The 26,228-nt window shown below is 66.8% G+C and carries 1 protein-coding gene and 2 pseudogenes; all 3 read left to right on the top strand.

The annotated features are described in order from the left end of the window. Window positions 1–24: 24 nt before the first annotated feature. Window positions 25–4,043, top strand: a pseudogene (locus DL519_RS50015) (type I polyketide synthase); the annotation flags it as partial. A gap of 69 nt (window positions 4,044–4,112) precedes the next feature. Next, on the top strand, window positions 4,113–9,518 hold the full coding sequence (locus DL519_RS46550; RefSeq protein ID WP_223840299.1) for a type I polyketide synthase: 5,406 nt from the start codon (window positions 4,113–4,115) through the stop codon (window positions 9,516–9,518). Window positions 9,519–9,590: 72 nt separating this feature from the next. Further along, window positions 9,591–26,210 (top strand): annotated as a pseudogene (locus DL519_RS16210) (SDR family NAD(P)-dependent oxidoreductase); the annotation flags it as partial. Window positions 26,211–26,228: the final 18 nt, after the last annotated feature.

The following is a 26,228-nucleotide window of genomic DNA, read 5'->3' as shown; positions in this document are numbered from 1 at the left end:
GAATTGGCAGGCGAGGTCGGGTCGATGTCGACGCCGGTGACCAGGGCAGCGAGCGTCGAAGAGGATCTTATTGCGATTGTCGGGATGGGGTGTCGTTTTCCGGGTGGGGTGTCGTCGCCGGAGGAGCTTTGGCGGTTGGTGGCCGGGGGCGTGGATGCGGTGGCTGGGTTCCCGGACGATCGCGGCTGGGATCTGGCGGGGTTGTTCGATCCGGATCCCGATCATCTCGGCACTTCGTACGTATGTGAGGGCGGGTTTCTGCGGGACGCGGCGGAGTTCGATGCCGACATGTTCGGCGTCAGCCCGCGTGAGGCGTTGGCGATGGATCCGCAGCAGCGGTTGCTGCTGGAGGTCGCTTGGGAAACCCTGGAGCGGGCTGGGATCGATCCGTTCTCGTTGCACGGCAGCCGGACCGGTGTGTTCGCGGGCTTGATGTACCACGACTACGGGGCCCGATTCATCACCAGAGCACCGGAGGGCTTCGAAGGGCACCTCGGGACGGGTAATGCGGGGAGCGTGCTGTCGGGTCGGGTTGCGTACTCGTTTGGTTTTGAGGGTCCTGCGGTGACGGTGGATACTGCGTGTTCGTCGTCGTTGGTGGCGTTGCACCTGGCGGGTCAAGCACTGCGGGCCGGTGAGTGCGAACTCGCCCTTGCCGGTGGCGTCACGGTGATGTCGACGCCGACGACGTTCGTGGAGTTCTCCCGTCAACGGGGACTGGCTCCGGATGGGCGGTGCAAGTCGTTCGCGGCGGCCGCGGATGGCACCGGTTGGGGAGAAGGCGCGGGCCTGGTGTTGCTGGAGAGGTTGTCGGATGCCCGGCGCAACGGACACAAGGTCCTGGCGGTGGTTCGTGGTAGCGCGGTGAACCAGGACGGCGCGTCGAATGGTTTGACCGCGCCAAATGGCCCGTCACAGCAAAGGGTGATCACCCAGGCACTCACGAGTGCCGGGCTGTCCCTGTCCGACGTGGATGCTGTGGAGGCGCATGGGACGGGCACGCGGCTAGGTGATCCGATCGAGGCACAGGCGTTGATCGCTACGTATGGCCGAGATCGTGATCCCGGTCGGCCGCTGTGGTTGGGGTCGGTGAAGTCGAATATTGGTCATACCCAGGCGGCAGCGGGTGTGGCTGGTGTGATCAAGATGGTGATGGCGATGCGGCATGGGGAGCTGCCGCGCACGTTGCACGTGGACGAGCCCTCCGCGCAGGTGGACTGGTCTGCGGGCACGGTCCAACTCCTCACGGAGAACACGCCCTGGCCCGACAGCGGTCGTCTTCGTCGGGCCGGCGTGTCATCGTTCGGGATCAGCGGCACCAACGCGCACCTGATCCTTGAACAACCTCCGCGAGAGACGCATCGCGCAACAGAGCCGGATTCGAGTTCTGTCCTCGATGTTCCGGTGGTGCCGTGGATGGTGTCGGGCAAAACACCCGAAGCGCTATCCGCCCAGGCAGATGCACTGATGTCCTACTTGAACAATCGCGTTGATGTTTCTCCACGAGATATCGGGTATTCACTTGCGGTGACCCGTCCGGCGTTGGACCACCGGGCTGTCGTGCTGGGTGCGGATCGTGAAGCGTTGCTGCCGGGGTTGAAAGCGCTGGCTGCCAGTCATGACGCCGCTGAGGTGATCACAGGCACTCGTGCCGCTGGGCCGGTCGGATTCGTGTTCTCCGGTCAAGGTGGTCAGTGGCCCGGGATGGGAAGCGGGCTCTACTCGGCGTTTCCGGTGTTCGCCGACGCGTTTGATGAAGCCTGCGGCGAGCTGGATGCGCATCTCGGGCAGAAAGCACGGGTTCGAGACGTGATGTCCGGTTCGGATAAGCAACTTCTGGATCAGACTTTGTGGGCGCAGTCGGGCCTGTTTGCGTTGCAAGTCGGGCTCTGGGAGTTGTTGGGTTCGTGGGGTGTCCGACCCGGTGTGGTGCTGGGCCATTCGGTCGGTGAGCTGGCGGCGGCGTTTGCGGCTGGAGTGTTGGCGTTGCCGGATGCGGCTCGGTTGGTGGCAGGCCGTGCCCGGTTGATGCAAGCCCTGCCACCTGGCGGTGCCATGCTCGCGGCGGCTGCTGGAGAGAAGGAGCTGCGGCCGTTGTTGGCCGACCGGGCTGATCGTGTGGGGATCGCCGCGGTCAACGCACCCGAGTCGGTGGTGCTCTCCGGTGATCGGGATGCGCTCGATGACATCGCCGGCCGACTGGACGGGCAAGGGGTCCGGTCGAGGTGGTTGCGGGTTTCGCATGCGTTTCATTCGCATCGGATGGATCCGATGCTGGAGGAGTTCGCCGAAATCGCACGGAGCGTGGACTACCGGTCGCCAGGGCTGCCGGCTGTGTCGACGTTGACGGGTGAGCTCGATGAGGTCGGCATGATGGCTACGCCGGAGTATTGGGTGCGTCAGGTGCGAGAACCCGTCCGCTTCGCCGACGGTGTTGCTGCTCTCGCGGCTCACGGTGTGAGCAGCATCGTCGAGGTCGGTCCGGACGGGGTGTTGTCGGCGCTGGTGCAGGAGTGTGCGGCCGGATCCGATCAGGGCGGACGGGTGGCCGCGGTTCCACTCATGCGCAGCAATTGCGACGAGGCGCAAAAGGTGATAACGGCCTTGGCGCAGGTCCATGCGCGTGGTGCTGAGGTGGACTGGCGGTCGTTTTTCGCCGGTACCGGGGCAAAGCAGGTCGAGCTGCCCACGTATGCCTTCCAACGACAGCGGTACTGGCTTGACTCGCCATCCGAACCGGTCGGGCAATCCGCCGATCTCGCGCCCCAGTCGGGCTTCTGGGAACTCGTCGAGCAGGAAGATGTCAGCGCGCTTAGCGCCGCCCTGAATATAACCGGCGATCCCGACGTGCAGGCGTCCCTGGAATCGGTGGTTCCGGTCCTCTCCTCCTGGCATCGCCGGATCCGCAACGAATCCCTGGTGCACCAGTGGCGGTACCGCATTTCCTGGCATGAGCGGGCAGATCTGCCAGACCGGTCGTTGTCGGGGACATGGCTCGTCGTCGTGCCGGAGGGTTGGTCTACGAGTCAGCAAGTTCTGCGTTTCCGCGAGATGTTCGAGGAACGGGGTTGCGCGGCGGTTTTGTTCGAGCTCGCCGGGCACGACGAGGAAGCCCTGGTGCAACGATTCCGCTCGTTGCCTGTCGCGTCAGGGGGAATAAGCGGCGTGCTGTCCTTGCTGGCGCTGGATGAATCGCCGTCCTCGTCGAACGCTGCCTTGCCGAATGGTGCGCTGAACTCATTGGTACTGCTGCGAGCTCTGCGGACCGCGGATGTGCCGGCGCCATTGTGGTTGGCGACGTGTGGTGGGGTGGCGGTAGGGGATGTGCCGGTGAATCCGGGGCAGGCGCTGATGTGGGGACTGGGCCGCGTCGTCGGCCTGGAAAATCCGGACTGGTGGGGCGGCCTGGTCGACGTGCCGGACTTGCTCGATAAGGACGCTCAAGAACGCTTGTCGGTCGTGTTGGCTGGTCTTGGCGAGGACGAGATCGCGGTGCGCCCCGATGGCGTGTTCGTGCGGCGGTTGGAACGCGCTGATTTGCCGGATATGGGGTCGGCATGGCGTCCTCGGGGCACCGTGTTGGTGACGGGTGGTACGGGCGGTTTGGGGGCGCATGTTGCTCGGTGGCTGGCGGGTGCCGGGGCCGAGCATGTGGTGTTGACCAGCCGTCGTGGCGCGGAGGCTCCGGGCGCTGGAGATTTGCGAGCGGAGCTGGAGGCGCTGGGCGCTCGGGTGTCGATCAGATCCTGCGATGTGGCAGATCGTGACGCTTTGGCCGAAGTGTTGGCGACCATTCCGGATGATTGCCCGCTGACCGCGGTGATGCATGCGGCGGGGGTCGTTGAAGTCGGCGACGTGGCGTCGATGTGTCTGACCGACTTCATTGGGGTGCTGTCGGCGAAGGTGGGTGGTGCGGCGAATCTCGATGAGTTGCTCGCCGACGTCGAGCTGGATGCCTTCGTGCTGTTCTCCTCGGTATCGGGTGTGTGGGGTGCTGGGGGCAGGGCGCTTATGCGGCGGCGAACGCCTACTTGGATGCGTTGGCGCAGCAGCGTCGGGCAAGGGGCTTGGCCGGGACTGCGGTTGCGTGGGGGCCGTGGGCCGGTGACGGCATGGCCGCAGGTGAAGGCGGCGCACAGCTGCGCCGTACCGGCCTGGTGCCAATGGCTGCGGATCGCGCGTTGCTGGCACTTCAGGGTGCATTGGATCGAGACGAGACATCCCTGGTCGTAGCCGATATGGCATGGGAGAGGTTCGCCCCGGTGTTCGCCATGTCCCGTCGGCGTCCGCTGCTCGACGAGCTGCCCGAAGCACAGCAGGCGTTGGCGGATGCGGAGAACACCACGGGTGCGGCGGACTCGGCCGGCCCGCTGCAGCGGATCGTGGGCATGGCAGCCGCCGAACGCCGCCGGGCGATGATGGAACTGGTGCTGGCGGAGACCTCGATTGTGTTGGGGCACAACGGGTCGGATGCAGTGAGTCCCGACCGGGCGTTCCAGGAGCTCGGATTCGATTCGCTGATGGCCGTCGAACTGCGCAACAGGCTGGGCGAGGCAACAGGATTGAGTCTGCCGACCACGTTGATCTTCGATTATCCGAGCCCATCCGCTCTGGCGGAGCAGCTGGTCGGCGAGCTGGTGGGAGCGCAGCCCGCGACCACCGTCGTGGCCGGGGCCGATCCAGTGGATGATCCGGTTGTCGTGGTCGCGATGGGATGCCGGTATCCGGGCGATGTCTGCTCGCCTGAGGAGCTGTGGCAGCTGGTTTCCGCGGGACGTGATGCGGTTTCGACGTTCCCCACCGATCGGGGTTGGGACTGCGACGCGTTGTTCGACCCGGATCCGGATCGGGCAGGCCGTACCTACGTGCGAGAAGGTGCCTTCCTGACCGGTGCTGATCGGTTCGATGCGGGGTTCTTCGGCATCAGCCCTCGCGAGGCGCGAGCAATGGATCCGCAGCAGAGGTTGTTGCTCGAGGTGGCGTGGGAGGTTTTCGAACGAGCGGGGATCGCTCCGCTGTCGTTGCGGGGCAGCAGGACCGGTGTGTTCGCGGGCACCAATGGACAGGACCACGGTGCGAAAGTGGCTGCCGCGCCGGAGGCGGCGGGTCACCTCCTGACCGGAAACGCCGCGAGTGTCATGGCCGGCCGGATTTCCTACACGTTCGGCCTCGAGGGTCCTGCGGTGGCGGTGGATACCGCGTGTTCGTCGTCATTGGTGGCGTTGCATTTGGCGTGCCAGTCGCTGCGTTCGGGTGAGTGTGATATGGCGTTGGCGGGTGGTGTGACGGTGATGTCGACACCCCTGGCGTTCCTCGAATTCTCTCGTCAGCGCGGTTTGGCGCCCGATGGCCGGTGTAAGTCGTTTGCGGCTGCGGCGGATGGCACCGGGTGGGGTGAGGGCGCCGGCCTGGTTCTGCTGGAGCGGTTGTCGGATGCGCGTCGTAATGGTCACCGGGTGTTAGCCGTGGTTCGCGGGTCTGCGGTGAATCAGGATGGTGCGTCGAATGGCTTGACGGCGCCGAATGGCCCGTCGCAGCAGCGGGTGATCCGGCAGGCCCTCGCGAATGCGGGACTGTCGGCGTCCGATGTGGATGTCGTGGAGGCGCACGGGACCGGCACCGGGCTCGGGGATCCGATCGAGGCGCAGGCACTGATCGCGGCATATGGGCAGGGACGGGATCCTGAACGGGCCCTGTGGTTGGGGTCGATCAAGTCCAACATCGGCCACACGCAGGCAGCGGCCGGTGTGGCTGGGGTCATCAAGATGGTGCAGGCCATGCGGCATGGGGAGTTGCCTGCCACGTTGCACGTGGACAAACCCACTCCGCAGGTCGACTGGTCTGCCGGGGCCGTTCGGCTCCTCACCGGGAACACGCCCTGGCCCGAGAGCGGCCGTCCTCGTCGAGCTGGGGTGTCGTCGTTCGGGATCAGCGGCACCAACGCACACCTCATCCTCGAACAACCGCCGTCGGAACCAGCGGAGATCGACCGTTCGAATCGGCGGGTCACTGCGCATCCGGCGGTGATCCCGTGGATGTTGTCGGCCAGGAGTCTCACAGCGCTGCAGGCCCAGGCGGCTGCGCTGCAGGGCCGGCTGGACCGGGTGCCTGGCGCTTCTCCGCTGGATTTGGGGTATTCACTCGCGACCACTCGTTCTGTGCTGGACGAGCGCGCCGTCGTGTGGGGTGCCGATCGGGAGACCCTGTTGTCGAGGCTGGCAGCGCTGGCCGATGGCCGGACTGCGCCGGGGGTGGTCACCGGCGCTGCGAATTCCGGTGGCCGCATCGGATTCGTTTTTTCCGGTCAGGGCAGTCAGTGGCTGGGGATGGGAAAGGCGTTGTGCGCGGCTTTCCCGGCGTTCGCAGACGCCTTCGAGGAAGCCTGCGACGCGCTGGGCGCGCACTTGGGCGCGCACTTGGGCGCGGACTTGGGCGTGGACGTCCGGGGCGTGCTGTTCGGTGCTGATGAGCAGGTGCTCGACCGGACGTTGTGGGCGCAGCCGGGGATCTTCGCGGTTCAGGTCGGCCTCCTGGGATTGCTGAGGTCGTGGGGCGTGCGGCCAGACGCGGTGCTGGGGCACTCGGTCGGCGAGTTGGCTGCGGCGCACGCGGCTGGTGTGTTGTCCTTGCCGGACGCGGCACGGTTGGTTGCGGCCCGGGCCAGCCTGATGCAGGCATTGCCCACCGGCGGCGCAATGCTCGCGGTCGCCACCAGCGAGGCGGCGGTCGAACCGCTGCTTGCCGGGATGTGCGATCGGGTCAGCATCGCTGCGATCAACGGCCCGGAGTCGGTAGTGCTCTCCGGCGACCGCGACGTGCTCGCAGAGGTCGCCGGCGAACTCGATGCCCGAGGGCTTAGGACCAAATGGTTGCGGGTCTCCCACGCTTTCCACTCGCACCGGATGCAACCGATTCTGGACGAGTACGCCGAAACCGCCGGGTGCGTCGAGTTCGGTGAACCGGTGGTGCCGATCGTCTCCGCCGCGACCGGTGCGCTGGACACCGCCGGACTGATGTGCGCAGCCGGCTACTGGGTGCGCCAGGTGCGTGATCCCGTCCGCTTCGGAGACGGTGTCCAAGCGCTCGTGGACCAAGGCGTGGACACGATCGTCGAGTTCGGCCCGGACGGGGCGTTGTCGGCCTTGGTCCAGCAGTGCTTGGCCGGGTCCGACCAGGCCGGGAGGGTGGCGGCGATCCCGCTGATGCGCAGGGACCGCGATGAGGTCGAGACCGCGGTGGCTGCCCTGGCGCACGTGCATGTCCGCGGCGGTGCGGTGGACTGGTCGGCTTGCTTCGCCGGCACGGGCGCTCGCACCGTCGAGTTGCCCACCTACGCCTTCCAGCGGCAGCGGTACTGGCTGGCCGGGCAAGCGGACGGGCGTGGCGGCGATGTGGTTGCCGACCCGGTCAACGCGCGCTTCTGGGAGTTGGTCGAGCGCGCCGATCCGGAACCGTTGGTGGATGAGCTCTGCATCGACCGGGACCAGCCCTTCAGGGAGGTGCTGCCCGTGCTGGCTTCCTGGCGCGAGAAACAACGCCAGAAGGCCGTCACGGATTCTTGGCGCTACCAGGTGCGGTGGAGGTCCGTCGAGGTGCAGTCCGCAGCCAGCCTCCGGGGCGTGTGGCTGGTGGTGCTTCCAGCTGACGGACTCCGAGATCAACCGGCGGCCGTCATCGACGCGCTGATCGCGCGCGGCGCCGAGGTCGCGGTCCTGGAATTGACCGAGCAGGACTTCCAACGCGGTGCGCTTGTGGACAAGGTGCGCGCCGTCATTGCCGACCGCACCGAGGTGACGGGTGTGCTGTCTCTGTTGGCAATGGACGGAATGCCCTGCGCAGAGCATCCGCACCTGTCCCGTGGTGTCGCCGCTACCGTGATCCTGACGCAGGTGTTGGGCGATGCGGGCGTTTCCGCCCCGCTGTGGCTGGCCACGACTGGTGGCGTCGAGGTCGGGACCGAGGACGGTCCGGCCGATCCGGACCACGGCTTGATCTGGGGGCTCGGCAGGGTCGTCGGCCTTGAACATCCGCAGCGGTGGGGTGGCCTGATCGACCTTCCGGCGACACTGGACGAGACGTCCCGGAACGGGTTGGTGGCCGCGCTCGCCGGGACGGCGGCCGAAGATCAGCTCGCCGTGCGTTCATCCGGGTTGTTCGTTCGCAGAGTGGTGCGCGCAGCGCAGAATTCCCGTTCAGGGACATGGCGTAGCCGGGGAACGGTCCTCATCACGGGCGGAACAGGCGCGCTCGGTGCCGAGGTCGCACGATGGCTGGCCCGGCGGGGTGCTGAGCATCTGGTGTTGATCAGTCGCCGCGGTCCGGAAGCTCCCGGCGCCGCGGACCTGCAGGCCGAGCTGACCGAGCTCGGCGTGAAAGTCACAGTCGTGGCCTGTGATGTGACGGACGGCGACGAACTGAGGGCGGTGCTGGCGGCCGTTCCGACGGAGCATCCGCTGTCGGCGGTAGTGCACACCGCCGGCGTCGGGACGCCTGCGAACCTGGCCGAGACGACCTTGGCGCAGTTCGCCGACGTGTTGTCGGCCAAGGTCGTCGGCGCGGCGAACCTGGACCGGCTGCTTGGTGGGCAACCGTTGGACGCCTTCGTGCTGTTCTCCTCGATCTCGGGGGTTTGGGGAGCCGGCGGCCAAGGAGCCTATTCGGCCGCCAATGCGTATCTCGATGCCCTTGCCGAGCGCCGACGGGCTTGCGGTCGGCCGGCGACGTGCGTCGCCTGGGGTCCGTGGGCCGGTGCGGGCATGGCCGTTCAGGAAGGCAACGAGGCGCATCTCCGCCGAAGGGGCCTGGTACCGATGGAACCGCAGTCGGCCCTCTCCGCGCTGCAACAGGCCCTGTCCCGACGAGAAACCGCCATCACCGTCGCAGATGTGGACTGGGAACGATTCGCCGCCACTTTCACCGCGGCCCGCCCGCGGCCACTATTGGATGAGATCGTGGATCTACGGCCCAACACCGAGACTGCGGAGAAGCACGGTGCCGGCGAGCTGGGGCAGCAGCTGGCCGCACTGCCGGCCGCTGAGCGCGGACATCTGCTGCTGGAGGTGGTGCTGGCGGAAACCGCCAACACCCTGGGGCACGATTCGGCGGAGGCTGTGCAACCCGATCGGACCTTCGCCGAACTGGGCTTCGATTCGCTTACCGCGGTAGAGCTGCGCAACAGGTTGAACGCGGTGACCGGGCTTCGCCTGCCGCCGACGCTGGTTTTCGACCACCCGACACCGCTGGCGGTGTCCGAACAGTTGGTTCCGGCGTTGGTCGCGGAGCCGGGCGATGGCATCGAGTCGTTGCTCGCGGAGCTCGACAGGCTGGATACCACGTTGGCGCAACGACCTTCGATCCCACCGGAAGACCAGGCCAAGGTGGCGGAGCGCTTGCAGGCACTCATCGCCAAGTGGGACGGGGCGCGTGATGGCACGGCCAAAGTGACGTCACCCCAATCGCTGACGGCGGCCACGGACGACGAAATCTTCGACCTCATCGACCGGAAGTTCCGGCGCTGACCGCCTTCTTCCTCGCCTCAGCTCCCCTGATCACTGGAACGGTGTATTTCGATGGCCAATGAAGAAAAGCTCCGCGAGTACCTCAAGCGTGTCGTCGTCGAACTGGAGGAGGCGCACGAACGCCTGCACGAGTTGGAGCGCCAGGAGCACGACCCCATCGCGATCGTGTCGATGGGATGCCGTTATCCCGGTGGCGTCTCCACTCCGGAGGAGCTGTGGCGACTGGTCGTCGACGGAGGAGACGCGATCGCGAACTTCCCCGAAGACCGTGGCTGGAACCTGGGCGAGCTGTTCGATCCTGATCCGGGTCGAGCCGGGACCTCCTACGTCCGCGAGGGTGGTTTCCTGCGCGGAGTCGCGGACTTCGATGCCGGGCTCTTCGGGATCAGTCCGCGCGAGGCGCAGGCGATGGACCCGCAACAGCGGTTGCTGCTGGAGATCTCGTGGGAAGTGCTCGAGCGCGCCGGTATCGACCCGTTTTCCTTGCGGGGCACCAAGACCAGTGTGTTTGCGGGCCTGATTTACCACGACTACGCGTCGCGGTTCAGCAAGACCCCAGCCGAGTTCGAGGGTTACTTCGCCACCGGGAACGCGGGCAGCGTCGCATCCGGCCGGGTGGCTTACACCTTCGGATTGGAGGGCCCGGCGGTCACCGTGGACACCGCCTGCTCGTCGTCCCTGGTGGCGTTGCACCTGGCCTGCCAGTCCCTGCGGCTGGGCGAATGCGACCTGGCCCTGGCCGGTGGCATTTCGGTGATGGCCACGCCGGGAGCCTTCGTCGAGTTCAGCCGGCAACGCGCACTCGCCTCGGATGGCCGGTGCAAGCCCTTCGCGGATGCCGCGGACGGCACGGGCTGGGGCGAGGGCGCCGGAATGCTGCTGCTGGAACGGCTGTCGGACGCACGGCGAAACGGCCACCCGGTGCTGGCGGCGGTAGTCGGTTCCGCGATCAACCAGGACGGGATGTCCAACGGCCTGACCGCGCCCAGCGGTCCCGCACAGCAGCGAGTGATCCGCCAGGCCCTGACGAACGCCGGGTTGTCGCCCGCCGAGGTCGATGTGGTCGAGGCGCACGGTACGGGCACGGCCTTGGGCGACCCGATCGAGGCGCGGGCCCTGATCGCCACCTACGGGGCGAACCGGTCGGCGGATCACCCGCTGCTGCTGGGTTCCCTCAAGTCGAACATCGGCCACACCCAGGCTGCCGCCGGTGTGGCCGGGGTGATCAAGTCGGTCATGGCCATCAGGCACCGGGAGATGCCCCGCAGCCTGCACATCGACCAGCCCTCGCGGCACGTGGACTGGTCGGCGGGCGCGGTGCGGCTGCTCACGGACAGCGTTGACTGGGCGGATCCCGGCCGGCCGCGCCGAGCAGGGGTGTCCTCGTTCGGCATGAGCGGTACCAACGCACACCTGATCGTCGAGGAAGTATCCGACGAGCCGGTCTCGGGCAGTACCGAGCCGACCGGGGCACTTCCCTGGCCGCTGTCCGGCAAGACGGAGACCGCATTGCGCGAGCAGGCTGCCGAGCTGCTCTCCGCCGTGACCGCGCACCCGGAGCCGGGTCTGGGGAACGTCGGGTACTCGCTGGCCACCGGTCGCGCTGCGATGGAGCACCGGGCTGTCGTGGTTGCCGAGGATCGGGACTCCTTCGTCGCCGGACTGACGGCGTTGGCTGCGGGCGTTCCGGCAGCCAACGTGGTGCAAGGGGCGGCCGACTGCAAAGGAAAGGTCGCGTTCGTGTTCCCCGGCCAGGGCTCGCATTGGCAGGGGATGGCGAGGGAACTGTTCGAATCCTCGCCGGTGTTCCGGCGGAAGCTGGAGGAATGCGCGGCGGCTACGGCCCCCTACGTGGACTGGTCGCTGCTCGGCGTCCTTCGCGGTGATCCCGATGCACCCGCACTGGATCGCGACGACGTGATTCAGTTCGCGCTGTTCGCCATGATGGTGTCGCTGGCAGAACTGTGGCGTTCGTGCGGAGTGGAGCCCGCCGCGGTGGTCGGTCACTCCCAGGGCGAGATCGCCGCCGCCCATGTGGCGGGGGCTTTGTCCTTGACGGATGCGGTGCGCATCGTCGCTGCCCGCTGCAATGCGGTGTCGGTGCTTGCAGGGAAAGGAGGCATGCTCGCGATCGCCTTGCCGGAAAGCGCAGTGGTGAAGCGAATCGCAGGCCTGCCAGAGTTGACCGTTGCAGCGGTCAACGGACCCGGCTCCACTGTCGTTTCCGGCGAACCGTCCGCTCTGGAGCGTTTGCAGACCGAACTGTCCGCGGAGAACGTGCAGGCTCGGCGGGTGCGAATTGATTACGCCTCGCACTCGGCGCAGATCGCACAGGTCCAGGGCCGGCTTCTGGACCGGCTGGGCGAGGTCGGGTCCGAACCTGCTGAGATCGCTTTCTACTCGACGGTGACCGGCGAGCGGACGGACACCGGCCGGCTTGACGCGGACTACTGGTACCAGAACCTTCGGCAGCCCGTCCGGTTCCAGCAGACCGTCGCCCGGATGGCAGATCAGGGCTATCGGTTCTTCGTCGAGGTGAGCCCGCACCCGCTGCTCACCGCGGGAATCCAGGAAACGCTGGAAGCCGCGGACGCGGACGCGGGCGGGGTGGTGGTCGGTTCGCTGCGGGGTGGCGAGGGCGGCTCCCGGCGCTGGCTGACTTCGCTGGCCGAGTGCCAGGTGCGCGGACTACCGGTGAATTGGGAACAGGTATTCCTCGACACCGGAGCCCGACGCGTGCCGCTGCCGACATACCCGTTCCAGCGGCAGCGGTACTGGTTGGAGTCCGCCGAGTACGACGCGGGCGATCTCGGTTCGGTGGGCTTGCGCTCCGCGGAGCATCCCCTGCTCGGGGCTGCGGTGACACTGGCCGATGCGGGCGGGTTCCTGCTGACCGGCAAGCTGTCGGTCAAGACCCAGCCCTGGTTGGCCGACCACGCGGTCCGTGGGGCGATCCTGCTGCCCGGCACCGCCTTCGTGGAAATGCTGATACGCGCCGCGGACCAGGTCGGGTGCGATCTGATCGAGGAGTTGTCCCTGACGACTCCGCTGGTTCTGCCCGCGACCGGTGCGGTGCAGGTGCAGATCGCGGTTGGCGGTCCGGACGAGGCCGGGCGCCGCTCGGTCCGCGTGCATTCCTGTCGGGACGACTCCGTGCCGCAGGACTCGTGGACCTGCCACGCGACCGGCACGTTGACCACCAGTGAGCACCGGGACGCCGGCCAGGCCCGCGATGGGATTTGGCCGCCGAACGATGCTGTCGCGGTTCCACTGGACAGCTTTTACGCGCGCGCAGCTGAGCGGGGCTTCGATTTCGGTCCGGCGTTCCAGGGGTTGCAGGCGGTTTGGAAACGCGGAGACGAGATCTTCGCCGAGGTCGGCCTGCCCGCAGCACAGCGCGAGGACGCCGGCAGGTTCGGAGTCCACCCGGCTCTGCTGGATGCGGCACTGCAGGCGCTGGGCGCAGCCGAGGAGGATCCGGACGAGGGATGGCTCCCCTTCGCGTGGCAAGGTGTGTCCCTCAAGGCGACCGGCGCGCTTTCGCTTCGGGTGCACATCGTCCCGGCGGGTGCGAACGCGGTGTCGGTGTTCACGACCGACGCGACGGGCCAAGCCGTGCTCTCCATCGACTCGCTGGTGCTGCGCAAGATTTCGGACGAGCAGTTGGCAGCGGTCCGTGCGATGGACCACGAGTCCCTGTTCCGGGTCGACTGGAGGCGAATCTCGCCCGGCGCTGCCAAGCCGGTCTCCTGGGCAGTGATCGGCAATGACGAACTCGCTCGAGCCTGCGGCTCGGCACTTGGCACGGAACTCCACCCCGACCTGACCGGGTTGGCTGACCCGCCCCCGGACGTGGTGGTGGTGCCATGCGGTGCGTTTCACCAGGACTTGGAGGTTGCTTCCGAGGCACGTGCCGCAACGCAACGCGTGCTTGACCTGATCCAGGGTTGGTTGGCGGCGGAGCGATTCGCCGGATCTCGCCTGGTGGTGGTGACGTGTGGTGCGGTGTCGACCGGGCCCGCCGAGGGTGTTTCCGACCTGGTGCATGCTGCGTCGTGGGGCTTGTTGCGTTCAGCGCAGTCGGAGAACCCGAATCGATTCGTGTTGGTCGATGTGGACGCAACCGCCGAGTCATGGCGCGCGCTCGCGGCGGCGGTGCGTTCCGGAGAACCGCAGCTAGCGCTGCGCGCCGGCGAAGTCCGAGTGCCTCGCCTGACACGATGTGTTGCCGCCGAGGACAGCCGGATCCCAGTGCCTGGTGCGGATGGGACGGTGTTGATTTCCGGCGGTACGGGCCTGCTGGGCGGGTTGGTAGCCCGGCATTTGGTGGCGGAGCGCGGTGTCCGCCGCCTGGTGCTGGCAGGGCGACGCGGCTGGAGCGCCCCCGGGGTCACCGAATTGGTGGATGAGCTGGTGGGCCTGGGAGCTGTGGTCGAGGTGGCGAGCTGTGATGTCGGGGACCGGGCCCAGCTGGACCGGCTGCTGACGACGATCTCGGCAGAGTTCCCGCTGCGCGGAGTGGTGCATGCGGCCGGGGCACTGGCCGACGGGGTCGTCGAGTCGTTGACACCAGAGCACGTGGCAAAGGTGTTCGGGCCGAAGGTCGCCGGTGCGTGGCACCTGCACGAGCTGACCCGTGAACTGGATCTCTCGTTCTTCGTGCTCTTCTCCTCGTTCTCCGGGGTGGTGGGGGCTGCGGGTCAAGGAAACTACGCGGCGGCGAACGCGTTCCTGGACGGCCTGGCTCAGCACCGGCGGACGGCGGGACTGCCTGCGGTGTCGCTGGCTTGGGGCTTGTGGGAGCCGACCAGCGGGATGACCGGAGCGCTCGATGCGGCGGACCGCAGCCGCATTTCGCGCACCAATCCGCCGATGTCCGCGGAGGACGGGTTGCGGCTGTTCGAGATGGCGTTTCATGTTCCGGGCGAATCGCTTCTGGTCCCGGTCCACATCGACCTGAACGCCCTGCGCGCCGATGCGGCCGACGGCGGTGTGCCTGCGTTGTTGCACGACCTGGTGCCCGCGCCCGTGCGGCGGAGCGCGGTCAACGAGTCGGAGGATGTCACCGGTCTGGTCGGTCGGCTGCGGAGGCTTCCGGACCTGGATCAGGAAACCCTGCTGTTGGGTTTGGTGCGGGAGCATGTTTCGGCTGTGCTGGGGTATTCGGGTGCGGTCGAGGTTGGGGTCGAGCGTGCTTTCCGGGATTTGGGTTTTGATTCGTTGTCCGGTGTGGAGTTGCGGAACCGGCTTGGCGGGGTGCTGGGCGTTCGGTTGCCGGCTACTGCGGTGTTCGACTATCCGACACCGCGGGCCTTGGTTCGGTTCTTGCGCGACAAACTGATTGGTGGCGTGGAGGCACGCAATTCGGCACCGGCGGTTGTGGAGGCGGCCAGTGGTGACGACCCGGTTGTGATCGTGGGGATGGGGTGTCGTTTTCCGGGTGGGGTGTCCTCGCCGGAGGAGCTTTGGCGTTTGGTGGCCGGGGGCTTGGATGCGGTGGCGGAGTTCCCCGACGATCGTGGTTGGGATCAGGCGGGGTTGTTCGATCCGGATCCCGATCGTCTCGGGACTTCGTATGTGTGTGAGGGCGGCTTCCTGCGAGATGCGGCGGAGTTCGATGCCGGTTTCTTCGGGATTTCCCCGCGTGAGGCGTTGGCGATGGATCCGCAGCAGCGGTTGTTGCTGGAGATCGCTTGGGAGACCTTGGAGCGGGCGGGGATTGATCCGCTTTCGTTGCGAGGGAGTCGGACCGGCGTGTTCGCGGGGCTGATGCACCACGACTACGGCGCGCGGTTCGTCACCAGGGCGCCGGAGGGTTTCGAGGGTTATCTAGGTAATGGCAGCGCGGGCGGCGTCTTTTCGGGTCGGGTCGCGTATTCGTTTGGTTTCGAGGGTCCTGCGGTGACGGTGGATACGGCGTGTTCGTCGTCGTTGGTGTCCATGCACCTGGCGGGTCAAGCACTGCGGTCTGGTGAGTGTGATCTGGCTCTTGCGGGTGGTGTGACGGTGATGGCCACGCCGGGGATGTTCGTGGAGTTTTCGCGCCAGAGGGGTTTGGCGGCGGACGGGCGGTGTAAGTCGTTTGCGGCTGCTGCGGATGGCACCGGCTGGGGCGAAGGCGCGGGCCTGGTGTTGTTGGAGCGGCTGTCGGATGCCCGGCGCAACGGGCACGCGGTTCTGGCGGTCGTGCGGGGTAGCGCGGTGAATCAGGATGGTGCGTCGAATGGTTTGACGGCGCCGAATGGTCCGTCGCAGCAGCGGGTGATCACGCAGGCGTTGGCGAGTGCGGGTCTGTCGGTGTCTGATGTGGACGCTGTGGAGGCGCATGGGACTGGGACCAGGCTTGGTGATCCGATTGAGGCGCAGGCACTGATTGCCACTTACGGGCAGGAGCGGGATAGGGATCGGCCGTTGTGGTTGGGGTCGGTGAAGTCGAATATTGGTCATACGCAGGCGGCAGCGGGTGTTGCTGGTGTGATCAAGATGGTGATGGCGATGCGGCACGAGCAGCTGCCCGCCACGTTGCATGTGGATGAACCTACGCCGGAAGTGGATTGGTCGGCGGGGGAGGTCCAGCTCCTTACGGAGAACACGCCCTGGCCCGACAGCGGCCATCCTCGTCGGGCGGGAGTGTCGTCGTTCGGCATCAGCGGCACCAACGCACATGTCATCCTCGAACAAGCCTCGAATACACCAGACGAGATTGCGCAGAGCAACGGTCCCGAATCGGAATCTACCGTGGACATCCCAGCGGTCCCGTTGATCGTGTCGGGCAGAACACCGGAAGCGCTCAGCGCTCAGGCGAGCGCATTGATGTCCTATTTGGATAATCGTCCCGATATTTCATCCCTTGATGCCGCGTTTTCGTTGGCTTCTTCCCGGGCCGCGTTGGAGGAGCGGGCGGTCGTGCTGGGAGCGGACCGTGAAGCGCTGTTGTCTGGGTTGGAAGCGCTGGCTGCCGGTCGCGACGCTTCTGGGGTGGTGTCGGGATCCCTGATCTCTGGCGGGGTTGGGTTTGTGTTTTCCGGTCAGGGTGGTCAGTGGCTGGGGATGGGAAGAGGGCTCTACTCGGCGTTTCCGGTGTTCGCTGACGCGTTTGACGAAGCTTGTGCCGGACTGGATGCGCATCTGGGGCAGCAGGTGGGGGTTCGGGATGTGGTGTTCGGTTCCGACGGGTCCTTGCTGGATCGGACGTTGTGGGCGCAGTCGGGTTTGTTCGCGTTGCAGGTTGGTTTGCTGAGGCTGCTGGGCTCGTGGGGTGTTCGGCCTGGTGTGGTGATGGGGCATTCGGTGGGTGAGTTTGCGGCGGCGTTTGCGGCGGGTGTGTTGTCGTTGCCGGATGCGGCTCGGTTGGTGGCGGGTCGTGCCCGGTTGATGCAGGCGTTGCCGGATGGCGGTGCCATGTTGGCGGTGGCTGCTGGCGAGGAGCAGCTGCGGCCGTTGTTGGCCGCTCGGGGTGAAGGGGTGGGGATCGCCGCGGTCAACGCTTCTGAGTCGGTGGTGCTCTCCGGCGATCGGGAGGTGCTTGAGGACATTGCCGGCGGGCTGGATGGGCAAGGGGTTCGGTGGCGGTGGTTGCGGGTTTCGCATGCGTTTCATTCGTATCGGATGGACCCGATGCTGCAGGAGTTCACAGATATCGCAGGCAGCGTGGACTACCGGCGTTGCGACCTGCCGGTCGTGTCGACGTTGACGGGTGAGCTCGACACCGCTGGCATGCTGGCTACACCAGGGTATTGGGTGCGTCAGGTGCGTGAGCCCGTCCGCTTCGCCGACGGGGTTCGGGCGCTCGCGCAGCAGGGGGTCGGCACGATCTTCGAGCTTGGCCCTGATGCGATTCTGTCGGCTCTGATTCCTGATTGTCATTCCTGGGGTGATCAGACTGTGCCGATTCCGTTGCTGCGCAAGGACCGCGCTGAACCCGAAACTGTGGTCGCCGCGGTGGCGCGGGCGCACACGCGTGGTGTTCAGGTCGATTGGTCGGCGTTTTTCGCTGGTACCGGGGCTGGGCGGGTCGAGTTGCCGACGTATGCCTTCCAGCGGCAGCGGTATTGGCTGGAGTCATCGGTTTCCGGTGATGTGACAGGTATCGGTCTGGCTGGGGCGGAGCATCCGTTGCTGGGGGCCGTGGTTGTGTTGGCCGACGGTGATGGGATGGTGTTGACCGGTCGGTTGTCGGTGGGGACGCATCGGTGGCTGGCCGAGCATCGTGTGCTGGGGGAGGTCGTGGTTCCCGGCACGGCTATCCTGGAGATGGTCTTGCATGCGGGGGCGCGGGTTGGTTGTGGCCGGGTGGAGGAGCTCACCCTGGAAGCACCGCTGGTGGTGCCCGAACGCGATGCCATCGAAATCCAGCTGCTGGTGAACGCGCCCGACGACAAGGGTCGGCGGTCCGTGTCGCTGCATTCCCGCCCGGCCGGTGGGTCTGGGGGTGGGGGTTGGACGCGGCACGCCACGGGCGAACTCGTCGTCGCCGGCACGGGTGGTGGGGCGGTTACTGGTTGGTCGACTGAGGGTGCCGAGCCGGTTGCTCTCGGTGAGTTTTATGTCGTTCAGGCGGGGAACGGGTTCGAGTATGGGCCGTTGTTCCAGGGGCTTCGGGCGGCGTGGCGTCGTGGTGGCGAGGTTCTCGCGGAGGTCGCCCTGCCGGCAGCGGCTGGTGCGATGGCGGGGTTCTTGATCAATCCGGCGTTGCTGGATGCCGCCTTGCAGGCGTCCGCGCTGGGTGACCGTCCGGCGGAGGGTGGTGCGTGGCTGCCGTTCTCTTTTACCGGGGTAGAACTTTCCGGTCAGGGTGGGACGATCAGCAGGGCACGGGTGGAGTCTACGCGACCCGATGCGGTGTCGGTGGCTGTGATGGATGAGGGTGGGCGGTTGCTCGCCTCGATCGATTCTCTCCGGTTGCGGCCGGTGTCGTCGGTGCGGTTGGCGAATCGGGACGTTGTCGGTGACGCGCTGTTCGAGGTGACTTGGGAGCCGGTGGCGACGCGGTCGACGGTATCGGGTCGCTGGGCGTTGCTTGGTGATGCTGTCGGCGGCATGGCCGGTCTCATTGGGCTCGCACCAGGTTCCGTCGATCGTTGTGCGGGTCTGGCTGAGCTCGCGGGGAACCTTGATTCCGGTGCGCTGGTTGCTGATGTCGTGGTTTATTGCGCCGGTGAACAGGCGGATCCCGACGCCGGCGTGGCGGCACTCGCGGAGACCCGGGAGATGCTGGCCCTGGTCCAGTCGTGGTTGGCCGAGGAGCGGTTGGCCGGGTCACGTCTGGTGGTGGTGACGTGTGGCGCGGTGACGACGGCTGCGGGTGACGGCGCATCAAAGCTGGCGCATGCGCCGTTGTGGGGGTTGTTGCGTTCAGCGCAGTCGGAGAACCCGGGCCGGTTTGTGCTGGTCGATGTGGACGGTACCGCCGAGTCGTGGCGCGCGTTGCCGAGTGCGGTGGGGTCGATGCAACCGCAGTTGGCCGTGCGTAAGGGTGTGGTGACAGTGCCGCGTGTGGCGTCGGTTCCGGGGCCGGTCGAGGTGCCCGCGGTGGTGGCCGGTCCCGACCGGACGGTGCTGATTTCCGGTGGCACGGGTCTGTTGGGTGGCGTGGTGGCACGCCACCTGGTGGCCGAGCGCGGTGTTCGTCGAGTGGTGTTGACGGGCCGTCGTGGCTGGGATGCTCCCGGAATCACCGAGTTGGTGGGTGAGCTGGAGGGTTTCGGTGCGGTGGTCGATGTGGTGGCGTGCGACGTTGCGGATCGTGCTGGTCTGGAGGGGTTGCTGGCGGCGGTCCCGGCGGAGTTTCCGCTGTGTGGTGTGGTGCATGCCGCGGGTGTGCTGGCTGACGGGGTGATCGAGTCGTTGACACCGGAGGACGTGGGGGCGGTGTTCGGTCCGAAGGCGGCGGGGGCGTGGAACCTGCACGAGCTGACTCGGGATATGGACTTGTCGTTTTTCGCGTTGTTCTCCTCGCTGTCCGGGGTGACCGGCGCCGCGGGTCAGGGTAATTATGCGGCGGCGAACACGTTCCTGGACGCATTGGCGCATTACCGGCGGGCGCAGGGATTGCCTGCGGTGTCGTTGGCGTGGGGCTTGTGGGAGCAGTCGAGCGGGATGACCGGGCGGCTCAGTGATGTCGACCGGAGCAGGATCGCCCGCTCCAGTCCACCGTTGTCCACCAAGGATGGTTTGCGGCTGTTCGATGCCGGGCTGGCGTTGGATCGGGCAGCGGTGGTTCCGGCGAGGTTGGACAGGGCCTTCCTGGCCGAGCAGGCCCGGTCGGGAACGCTACCCGCGATGCTGACGGCACTGGTACCTACCATCACCTCTATCAGGCGCAGTAGTGGCACCGACCTCGCGGACGAGGACGCCTTGCTTGGGGTGGTGCGGGAGCACGCCGCGAGGGTGCTGGGGTATTCGGGTGCGGCCGAGGTCGGGGTCGAGCGTGCTTTCCGGGATCTGGGCTTTGATTCGTTGTCTGGTGTGGAGTTGCGTAATCGGCTGGCCGGGGTGCTGGGAGCCCGGCTGCCGGCAACCGCCGTATTCGACTACCCGACGCCGCGGGCGTTGGCCCGGTTCCTGCACCAGGAACTGGCAGGCGAGGTCGGGACGACGCCGGCGCCGGTGACGACCACGACCGCGAGCGTCGAAGACGATCTCGTCGCGATAGTCGGGATGGGGTGTCGTTATCCGGGTGGGGTGTCCTCACCGGAGGAGCTTTGGCGTTTGGTGGCCGGGGGCGTGGATGCGGTCGCGGACTTCCCGGACGATCGCGGCTGGGATCTGGCCGGATTGTTCGATCCAGATCCCGATCGTTTCGGGACTTCGTATGTGCGTGAGGGCGGGTTCCTGCGGGACGCGGCGGAGTTCGATGCCGCGTTTTTCGGGATTTCTCCGCGTGAGGCACTGGCGATGGACCCGCAGCAACGGTTGCTGCTGGAGCTGTCCTGGGAGGCCGTTGAACGCGCTGGGATCGATCCGGGGTCGCTGCGCGGGAGCCGGACGGGTGTGTTCGCGGGGCTGATGTATCACGACTACGCCGGACGGTTCGCGGCCGGAGTGCCGGAGGGCTTCGAAGGCTATCTCGGTAATGGCAGCGCGGGCAGTGTGGCCTCGGGCCGGGTCGCGTATTCGTTCGGTTTCGAGGGTCCTGCGGTGACGGTGGACACGGCGTGTTCGTCATCGCTGGTGGCGTTGCACCTGGCAGGTCAATCACTGCGTTCCGGTGAGTGTGATCTCGCCCTTGCCGGTGGCGTGACGGTGATGGCCACCCCGGCGACGTTTGTGGAGTTCTCCCGTCAGCGGGGTCTGGCACCGGATGGGCGCTGCAAGTCGTTCGCGGAGGCCGCGGACGGGACCGGCTGGGGCGAGGGTGCTGGCCTAGTGCTGTTGGAGAGGTTGTCGGATGCCCGTCGTAATGGGCATCGGGTGTTGGCGGTGGTTCGTGGGTCGGCGGTGAATCAGGACGGCGCGTCAAACGGACTGACCGCGCCGAATGGTCCCTCGCAGCAAAGGGTGATCACCCAAGCACTCACGAGTGCGGGGTTGTCCGTGTCCGATGTGGATGCTGTGGAGGCGCACGGGACCGGGACCAGGCTTGGTGATCCGATCGAGGCACAGGCATTGATCGCCACCTATGGCCGTGATCGTGATCCTGACCGGCCGTTGTGGTTGGGGTCGATGAAGTCCAACATCGGTCACACACAGGCAGCGGCGGGTGTTGCCGGTGTGATCAAGATGGTGATGGCGATGCGCCACGGGGAGCTGCCGCGCACATTGCACGTCGGCGAGCCCACGTCGGAGGTGGATTGGTCGGCAGGTTCGGTCCAGCTCCTCACGGAGAACACGCCCTGGCCCGACAGCGGCCATCCTCGTCGGGCGGGAGTGTCGTCGTTCGGGATCAGCGGCACCAACGCACACGTCATCCTCGAACAGTCTCCGACAGCGTCAAGTGAGTTCGTGGAGCACAGCGGACCTGATTCGGAATCTGCTGTGAATGTCCCTGTGGTTCCGTGGGTGGTGTCGGGCAAAACACCCGAAGCGCTCAGTGCTCAGGCGGACACCTTGGTGTCCTATCTGGACGATCGATCTGATGTCTCCTCGCGGGATGTTGGGTATTCGCTGGCGATGACGCGTTCGGCGCTGGATGAGCGGGCGGTGGTGCTGGGGTCGGACCGTGAAACGTTGTTGTCCGGGTTGAAAGCACTGGCTGCCGGTCATGAGGCCACTGGGGTGGTTACGGGATCTGTGGGTTCTGGCGGCCGGCCCGGTTTTGTGTTCGCCGGTCAGGGTGGTCAGTGGTTGGGGATGGGCCGGGGGCTTTACCGGGCGTTTCCGGTGTTCGCTGATGCCTTTGACGAAGCTTGTGCCGGACTGGATGCGCATCTGGGGCAGGAAGTGGGGGTTCGGGATGTGGTGTTCGGTTCCGACGCGCAGTTGCTCGATCGGACGTTGTGGGCGCAGTCGGGTTTGTTCGCGTTGCAGGTTGGTTTGCTGAAGTTGTTGGGTTCGTGGGGTGTTCGGCCTGTTGTAGTGCTGGGCCATTCGGTCGGGGAGCTAGCAGCGGCGTTCGCCGCCGGTGTGCTGTCGATGGCGGAGGCGGCTCGGTTGGTGGCCGGTCGTGCCCGGTTGATGCAGGCGTTGCCGTCTGGCGGTGCCATGTTGGCGGTGGCCGCGACCGAGGACCGAATCAGCCCGCTGCTGGATGGGGTGCGGGATCGTGTTGGTGTCGCAGCGGTTAATGCTCCGGGGTCGGCGGTGCTTTCCGGTCACCGGGATGTGCTTGAGGACGTTGTTGGCCGGTTGGATGGGCTGGGTGTTCGGTGGCGATGGTTGCGGGTTTCGCATGCGTTCCATTCGTATCGGATGGATCCGATGCTGGATGAGTTCGCCGACATCGCACGGAGCGTGGATTACCGGTCTCCAGGGCTGCCGATTGTCTCGACGCTGACCGGAAACCTCGATGACGTGGGCGTGATGGCTACGCCGGAGTATTGGGTGCGTCAGGTGCGAGAGCCCGTTCGCTTCGCCGACGGTGTCCAGGCGCTTGTGAACCAGGGCGTCGACACGATTGTGGAACTCGGTCCGGACGGGGTGTTGTCGAGCTTGGTTCATGAGTGTGTGTCGGAGTCCGGGCGGGTGACGGGGATTCCGTTGGTGCGGAAGGACCGTGATGAGGTCCCAACGGTGCTGGCCGCTTTGGCGCAGATCCACACTCGTGGTGGCGCGGTGGACTGGGGGTCGTTTTTCGCTGGTACGGGGGCAAAGCAGGTCGAACTGCCCACGTATGCCTTTCAGCGACGACGGTACTGGCTGGAGCCATCGGATTCCGGCGATGTGACAGGTGCTGGCCTTACCGGGGCGGAGCATCCGCTGTTGGGGGCCGTGGTGCCGGTCGCGGGTGCGGATGAGGTGCTGCTGACCGGCAGGCTGTCGGTGGGGACGCATCCGTGGCTGGCCGACCATCGCGTGCTGGGCGAAGTCGTCGTCCCCGGCACCGCGTTGCTGGAGATGGCGTGGCGGGCCGGTAGCCAGGTCGGTTGTGAACGTGTGGAGGAGCTCACCTTGGAAGCACCGCTGGTTCTGCCGGAGCGGGGTGCTGCGGCGGTGCAGTTGGCGGTGGGGGCTCCGGACGAGGCCGGCCGGCGCAGTTTGCAGCTCTATTCCCGAGGCGCTGACGAAGACGGCGACTGGCGGCGGATTGCCTCCGGGCTGTTGGCCCAGGCCAGTGTGGTGCCGCCAGCGGATTCGACTGCATGGCCGCCGGACGGTGCTGTGCAGGTCGATCTGGCGGAGTTCTACGAGCGCCTCGCCGAGCGCGGCTTGACTTATGGCCCGGTGTTCCAAGGGCTCCGCGCCGCATGGCGGTACGGCGACGATATCTTCGCCGAGCTTGCCGTGTCACCAGACGCCGCTGGTTTCGGCATCCACCCGGCGCTGCTGGACGCTGCACTGCACGCGATGGCGCTTGGTGCTTCGCCCGACTCGGAAGCTCGTCTACCGTTTTCCTGGAGTGGCGCCCAGTTGTACCGCGCTGGAGGAGCAGCGCTTCGGGTACGGCTCTCGCCGCTGGGCACCGGTGCAGTCTCATTGACGCTGATGGATGCCGCAGGGGGACAAGTCGCTGCGGTGGAATCGCTTTCGACGCGACCGGTCTCCGCCGACCAGATCGGTGCCGGTCGCGGCGATCACGAGCGGCTGCTGCACGTCGAGTGGGTAAGGCCGGCTGAATCGGCGGGGATGTCCCTGACCTCCTGCGCGGTGGTCGGTTTGGACGAACCGGAGTGGCACGCTGCCCTGAAGGCCACTGGTGTCCAGGTCGAGTCCCATGCGGATCTGGCTTCGTTGGCCACCGAGGTTGCCAAGCGGGGATCGGCTCCTGGTGCGGTGATCGTCCCGTGCCCGCGACCCCAGGCGATGGAGGAGCTGCCGACCGCCGCGCGAAGGGCGACGCAACAGGCGATGGCGTTGCTGCAGGAATGGCTTGCCGATGACCGGTTCGTCAGTACGCGCCTGATCCTGCTGACGCATCGGGCGGTCGCCGCAGTTGCTGGAGAAGACGTGTTCGACCTGGTACACGCGCCGCTGTGGGGCTTGGTCCGCAGCGCGCAGGCGGAGCACCCGGACCGATTCGCCTTGATCGATGTGGACGAGGCGGAAGCATCGCGGGCAGCACTCGCCGAAGCGCTGACTGCAGGAGAAGCGCAGCTCGCGGTGCGGTCGGGAGTTGTGCTGGTGCCCCGCCTCGGCCAGGTGAAGGCGAGCGGAGGTGAAGCGTTCAGGTGGGATGAAGGCACCGTGTTGGTTACCGGCGGAACCGGCGGGCTAGGGGCCCTGCTCGCACGCCATCTGGTCAGCGCACACGGTGTGCGGCACCTGTTGCTCGCAAGTCGTCGCGGTCTGGCGGCGCCAGGAGCGGATGAGCTGGTGGCCGAGCTGGAGCAGTCCGGCGCCGATGTCGCGGTCGTCGCGTGCGACGCGGCAGATCGGGACTCGCTTGCGCGGCTGGTGGCGTCGGTGCCCGCGGAAAACCCGTTGAGGGCGGTGGTGCACGCGGCCGGTGTGCTGGATGACGGTGTGCTGATGTCGATGTCGCCGGAGCGCTTGGACGCGGTGTTGCGGTCCAAAGTGGATGCCGCGTGGTACCTGCACGAGCTGACTCGGGAACTCGGTCTGTCGGCGTTCGTGTTGTTCTCCTCGGTCGCGGGCCTGCTCGGTGGTGCGGGGCAGAGTAATTACGCTGCCGGCAACGCGTTCCTGGATGCCTTGGCGCATTGCCGGCAGGCTCAGGGGCTGCCCGCGCTGTCGCTGGCCTCCGGGCTGTGGGCGAGTATCGATGGAATGGCGGGTGACCTCGCTGCGGCGGACGTGGAGCGGCTGTCGCGGGCAGGCATTGCCCCGCTTTCGGCACCGGGAGGGCTGGCCCTGTTCGACGCTGCCATTCGCTCGGACGAACCGTTGCTGGCGCCGGTGCGATTGGATGTCGAAGCACTGCGTGTGCAGGCCCGATCCGCGGAGACCCGGATTCCGGAAATGCTGCATGGCATGGCAATGGGGCCAAGCCGCCGCACTTCGTTCAGCTCCAGGGTTGAGCCGTTGCAAGAACGGTTGGCCGGTTTGTCAGAGGACGAACGTCGGCAGCAAGTGCTCCAGCGCGTCCGCGCCGATATCGCGGTGGTACTGGGGCACGGCAAGTCGAACGACGTGGACACCGAGAAGCCCTTGGCCGAGCTGGGTTTCGACTCGCTGACGGCCATCGAACTCCGCAACCGCCTCGCTACCGCCACCGGACTGCGGCTACCCGCAACGCTGGCCTTCGACCACGGCACCGCGGCAGCACTCGCCTGGCACGTGTGCGCGCAGCTGGGTACCGCGACCGTGCCGGCACCGAGGCGAACTGACGACAACGACTCCGCGGAGCCCGTGAGGTCGCTCTTCCAACAGGCGTATGCGGCTGGTCGGATACTTGACGGGATGGATTTGGTGAAGGTCGCTGCCCAGTTGCGACCGGTGTTCGGTTCGCCTGGCGAGCTGGAATCCCTGCCGAAACCTGTCCAGCTTTCCCGTGGCCCCAAAGAGCCTGCCTTGGTGTGCATGCCGGCGCTGATCGGGATGCCGCCCGCGCAGCAGTACGCGCGGATCGCCGCCGGCTTCCGCGATGTGCGGGACGTTTCGGTGGTCCCGATGCCTGGATTCGTTGCGGGAGAACCGCTGCCGTCCGCCATCGAAGTGGCGGTTCGGACGCAGGCGGAGGCGGTGCTGCAGGAGTTCGCCGGTGACTCGTTCGTGCTGGTCGGGCATTCCTCTGGGGGCTGGCTGGCGCATGAGGTAGCCGGTGTGCTGGAGCGTCGCGGGGTCCTCCCGGCCGGGGTCGTACTGCTGGACACCTACATCCCGGGTGAGATCACGCCGAGGTTCTCCGCGGCGATGGCCCACCGGACGTATGAGAAGCTCGCGACCTTCACGGACATGCAGGACATCGCTATCACCGCGATGGGCGGGTACTTCCGGATGTTCACCGAGTGGACCCCAACACCGATCGGTACTCCGACGCTGTTCGTGCGGACCGAAGACTGCGTCGCAGACCCTGAAGGGCGGCCGTGGACCGATGACTCCTGGCGGCCGGGGTGGACTCTCGCGGATGCCACGGTCCAGGTGCCGGGCGACCACTTCTCGATGATGGACGAGCACTCCGGGTCCACCGCACAGGCAGTCGCGAGTTGGCTT

Source organism: Saccharopolyspora pogona, from assembly GCF_014697215.1.
Lineage (GTDB): Bacteria > Actinomycetota > Actinomycetes > Mycobacteriales > Pseudonocardiaceae > Saccharopolyspora > Saccharopolyspora hattusasensis.
Note: the sequence above shows the minus strand (reverse complement) of the source record. Positions and strands in the feature narration are given on the sequence as shown.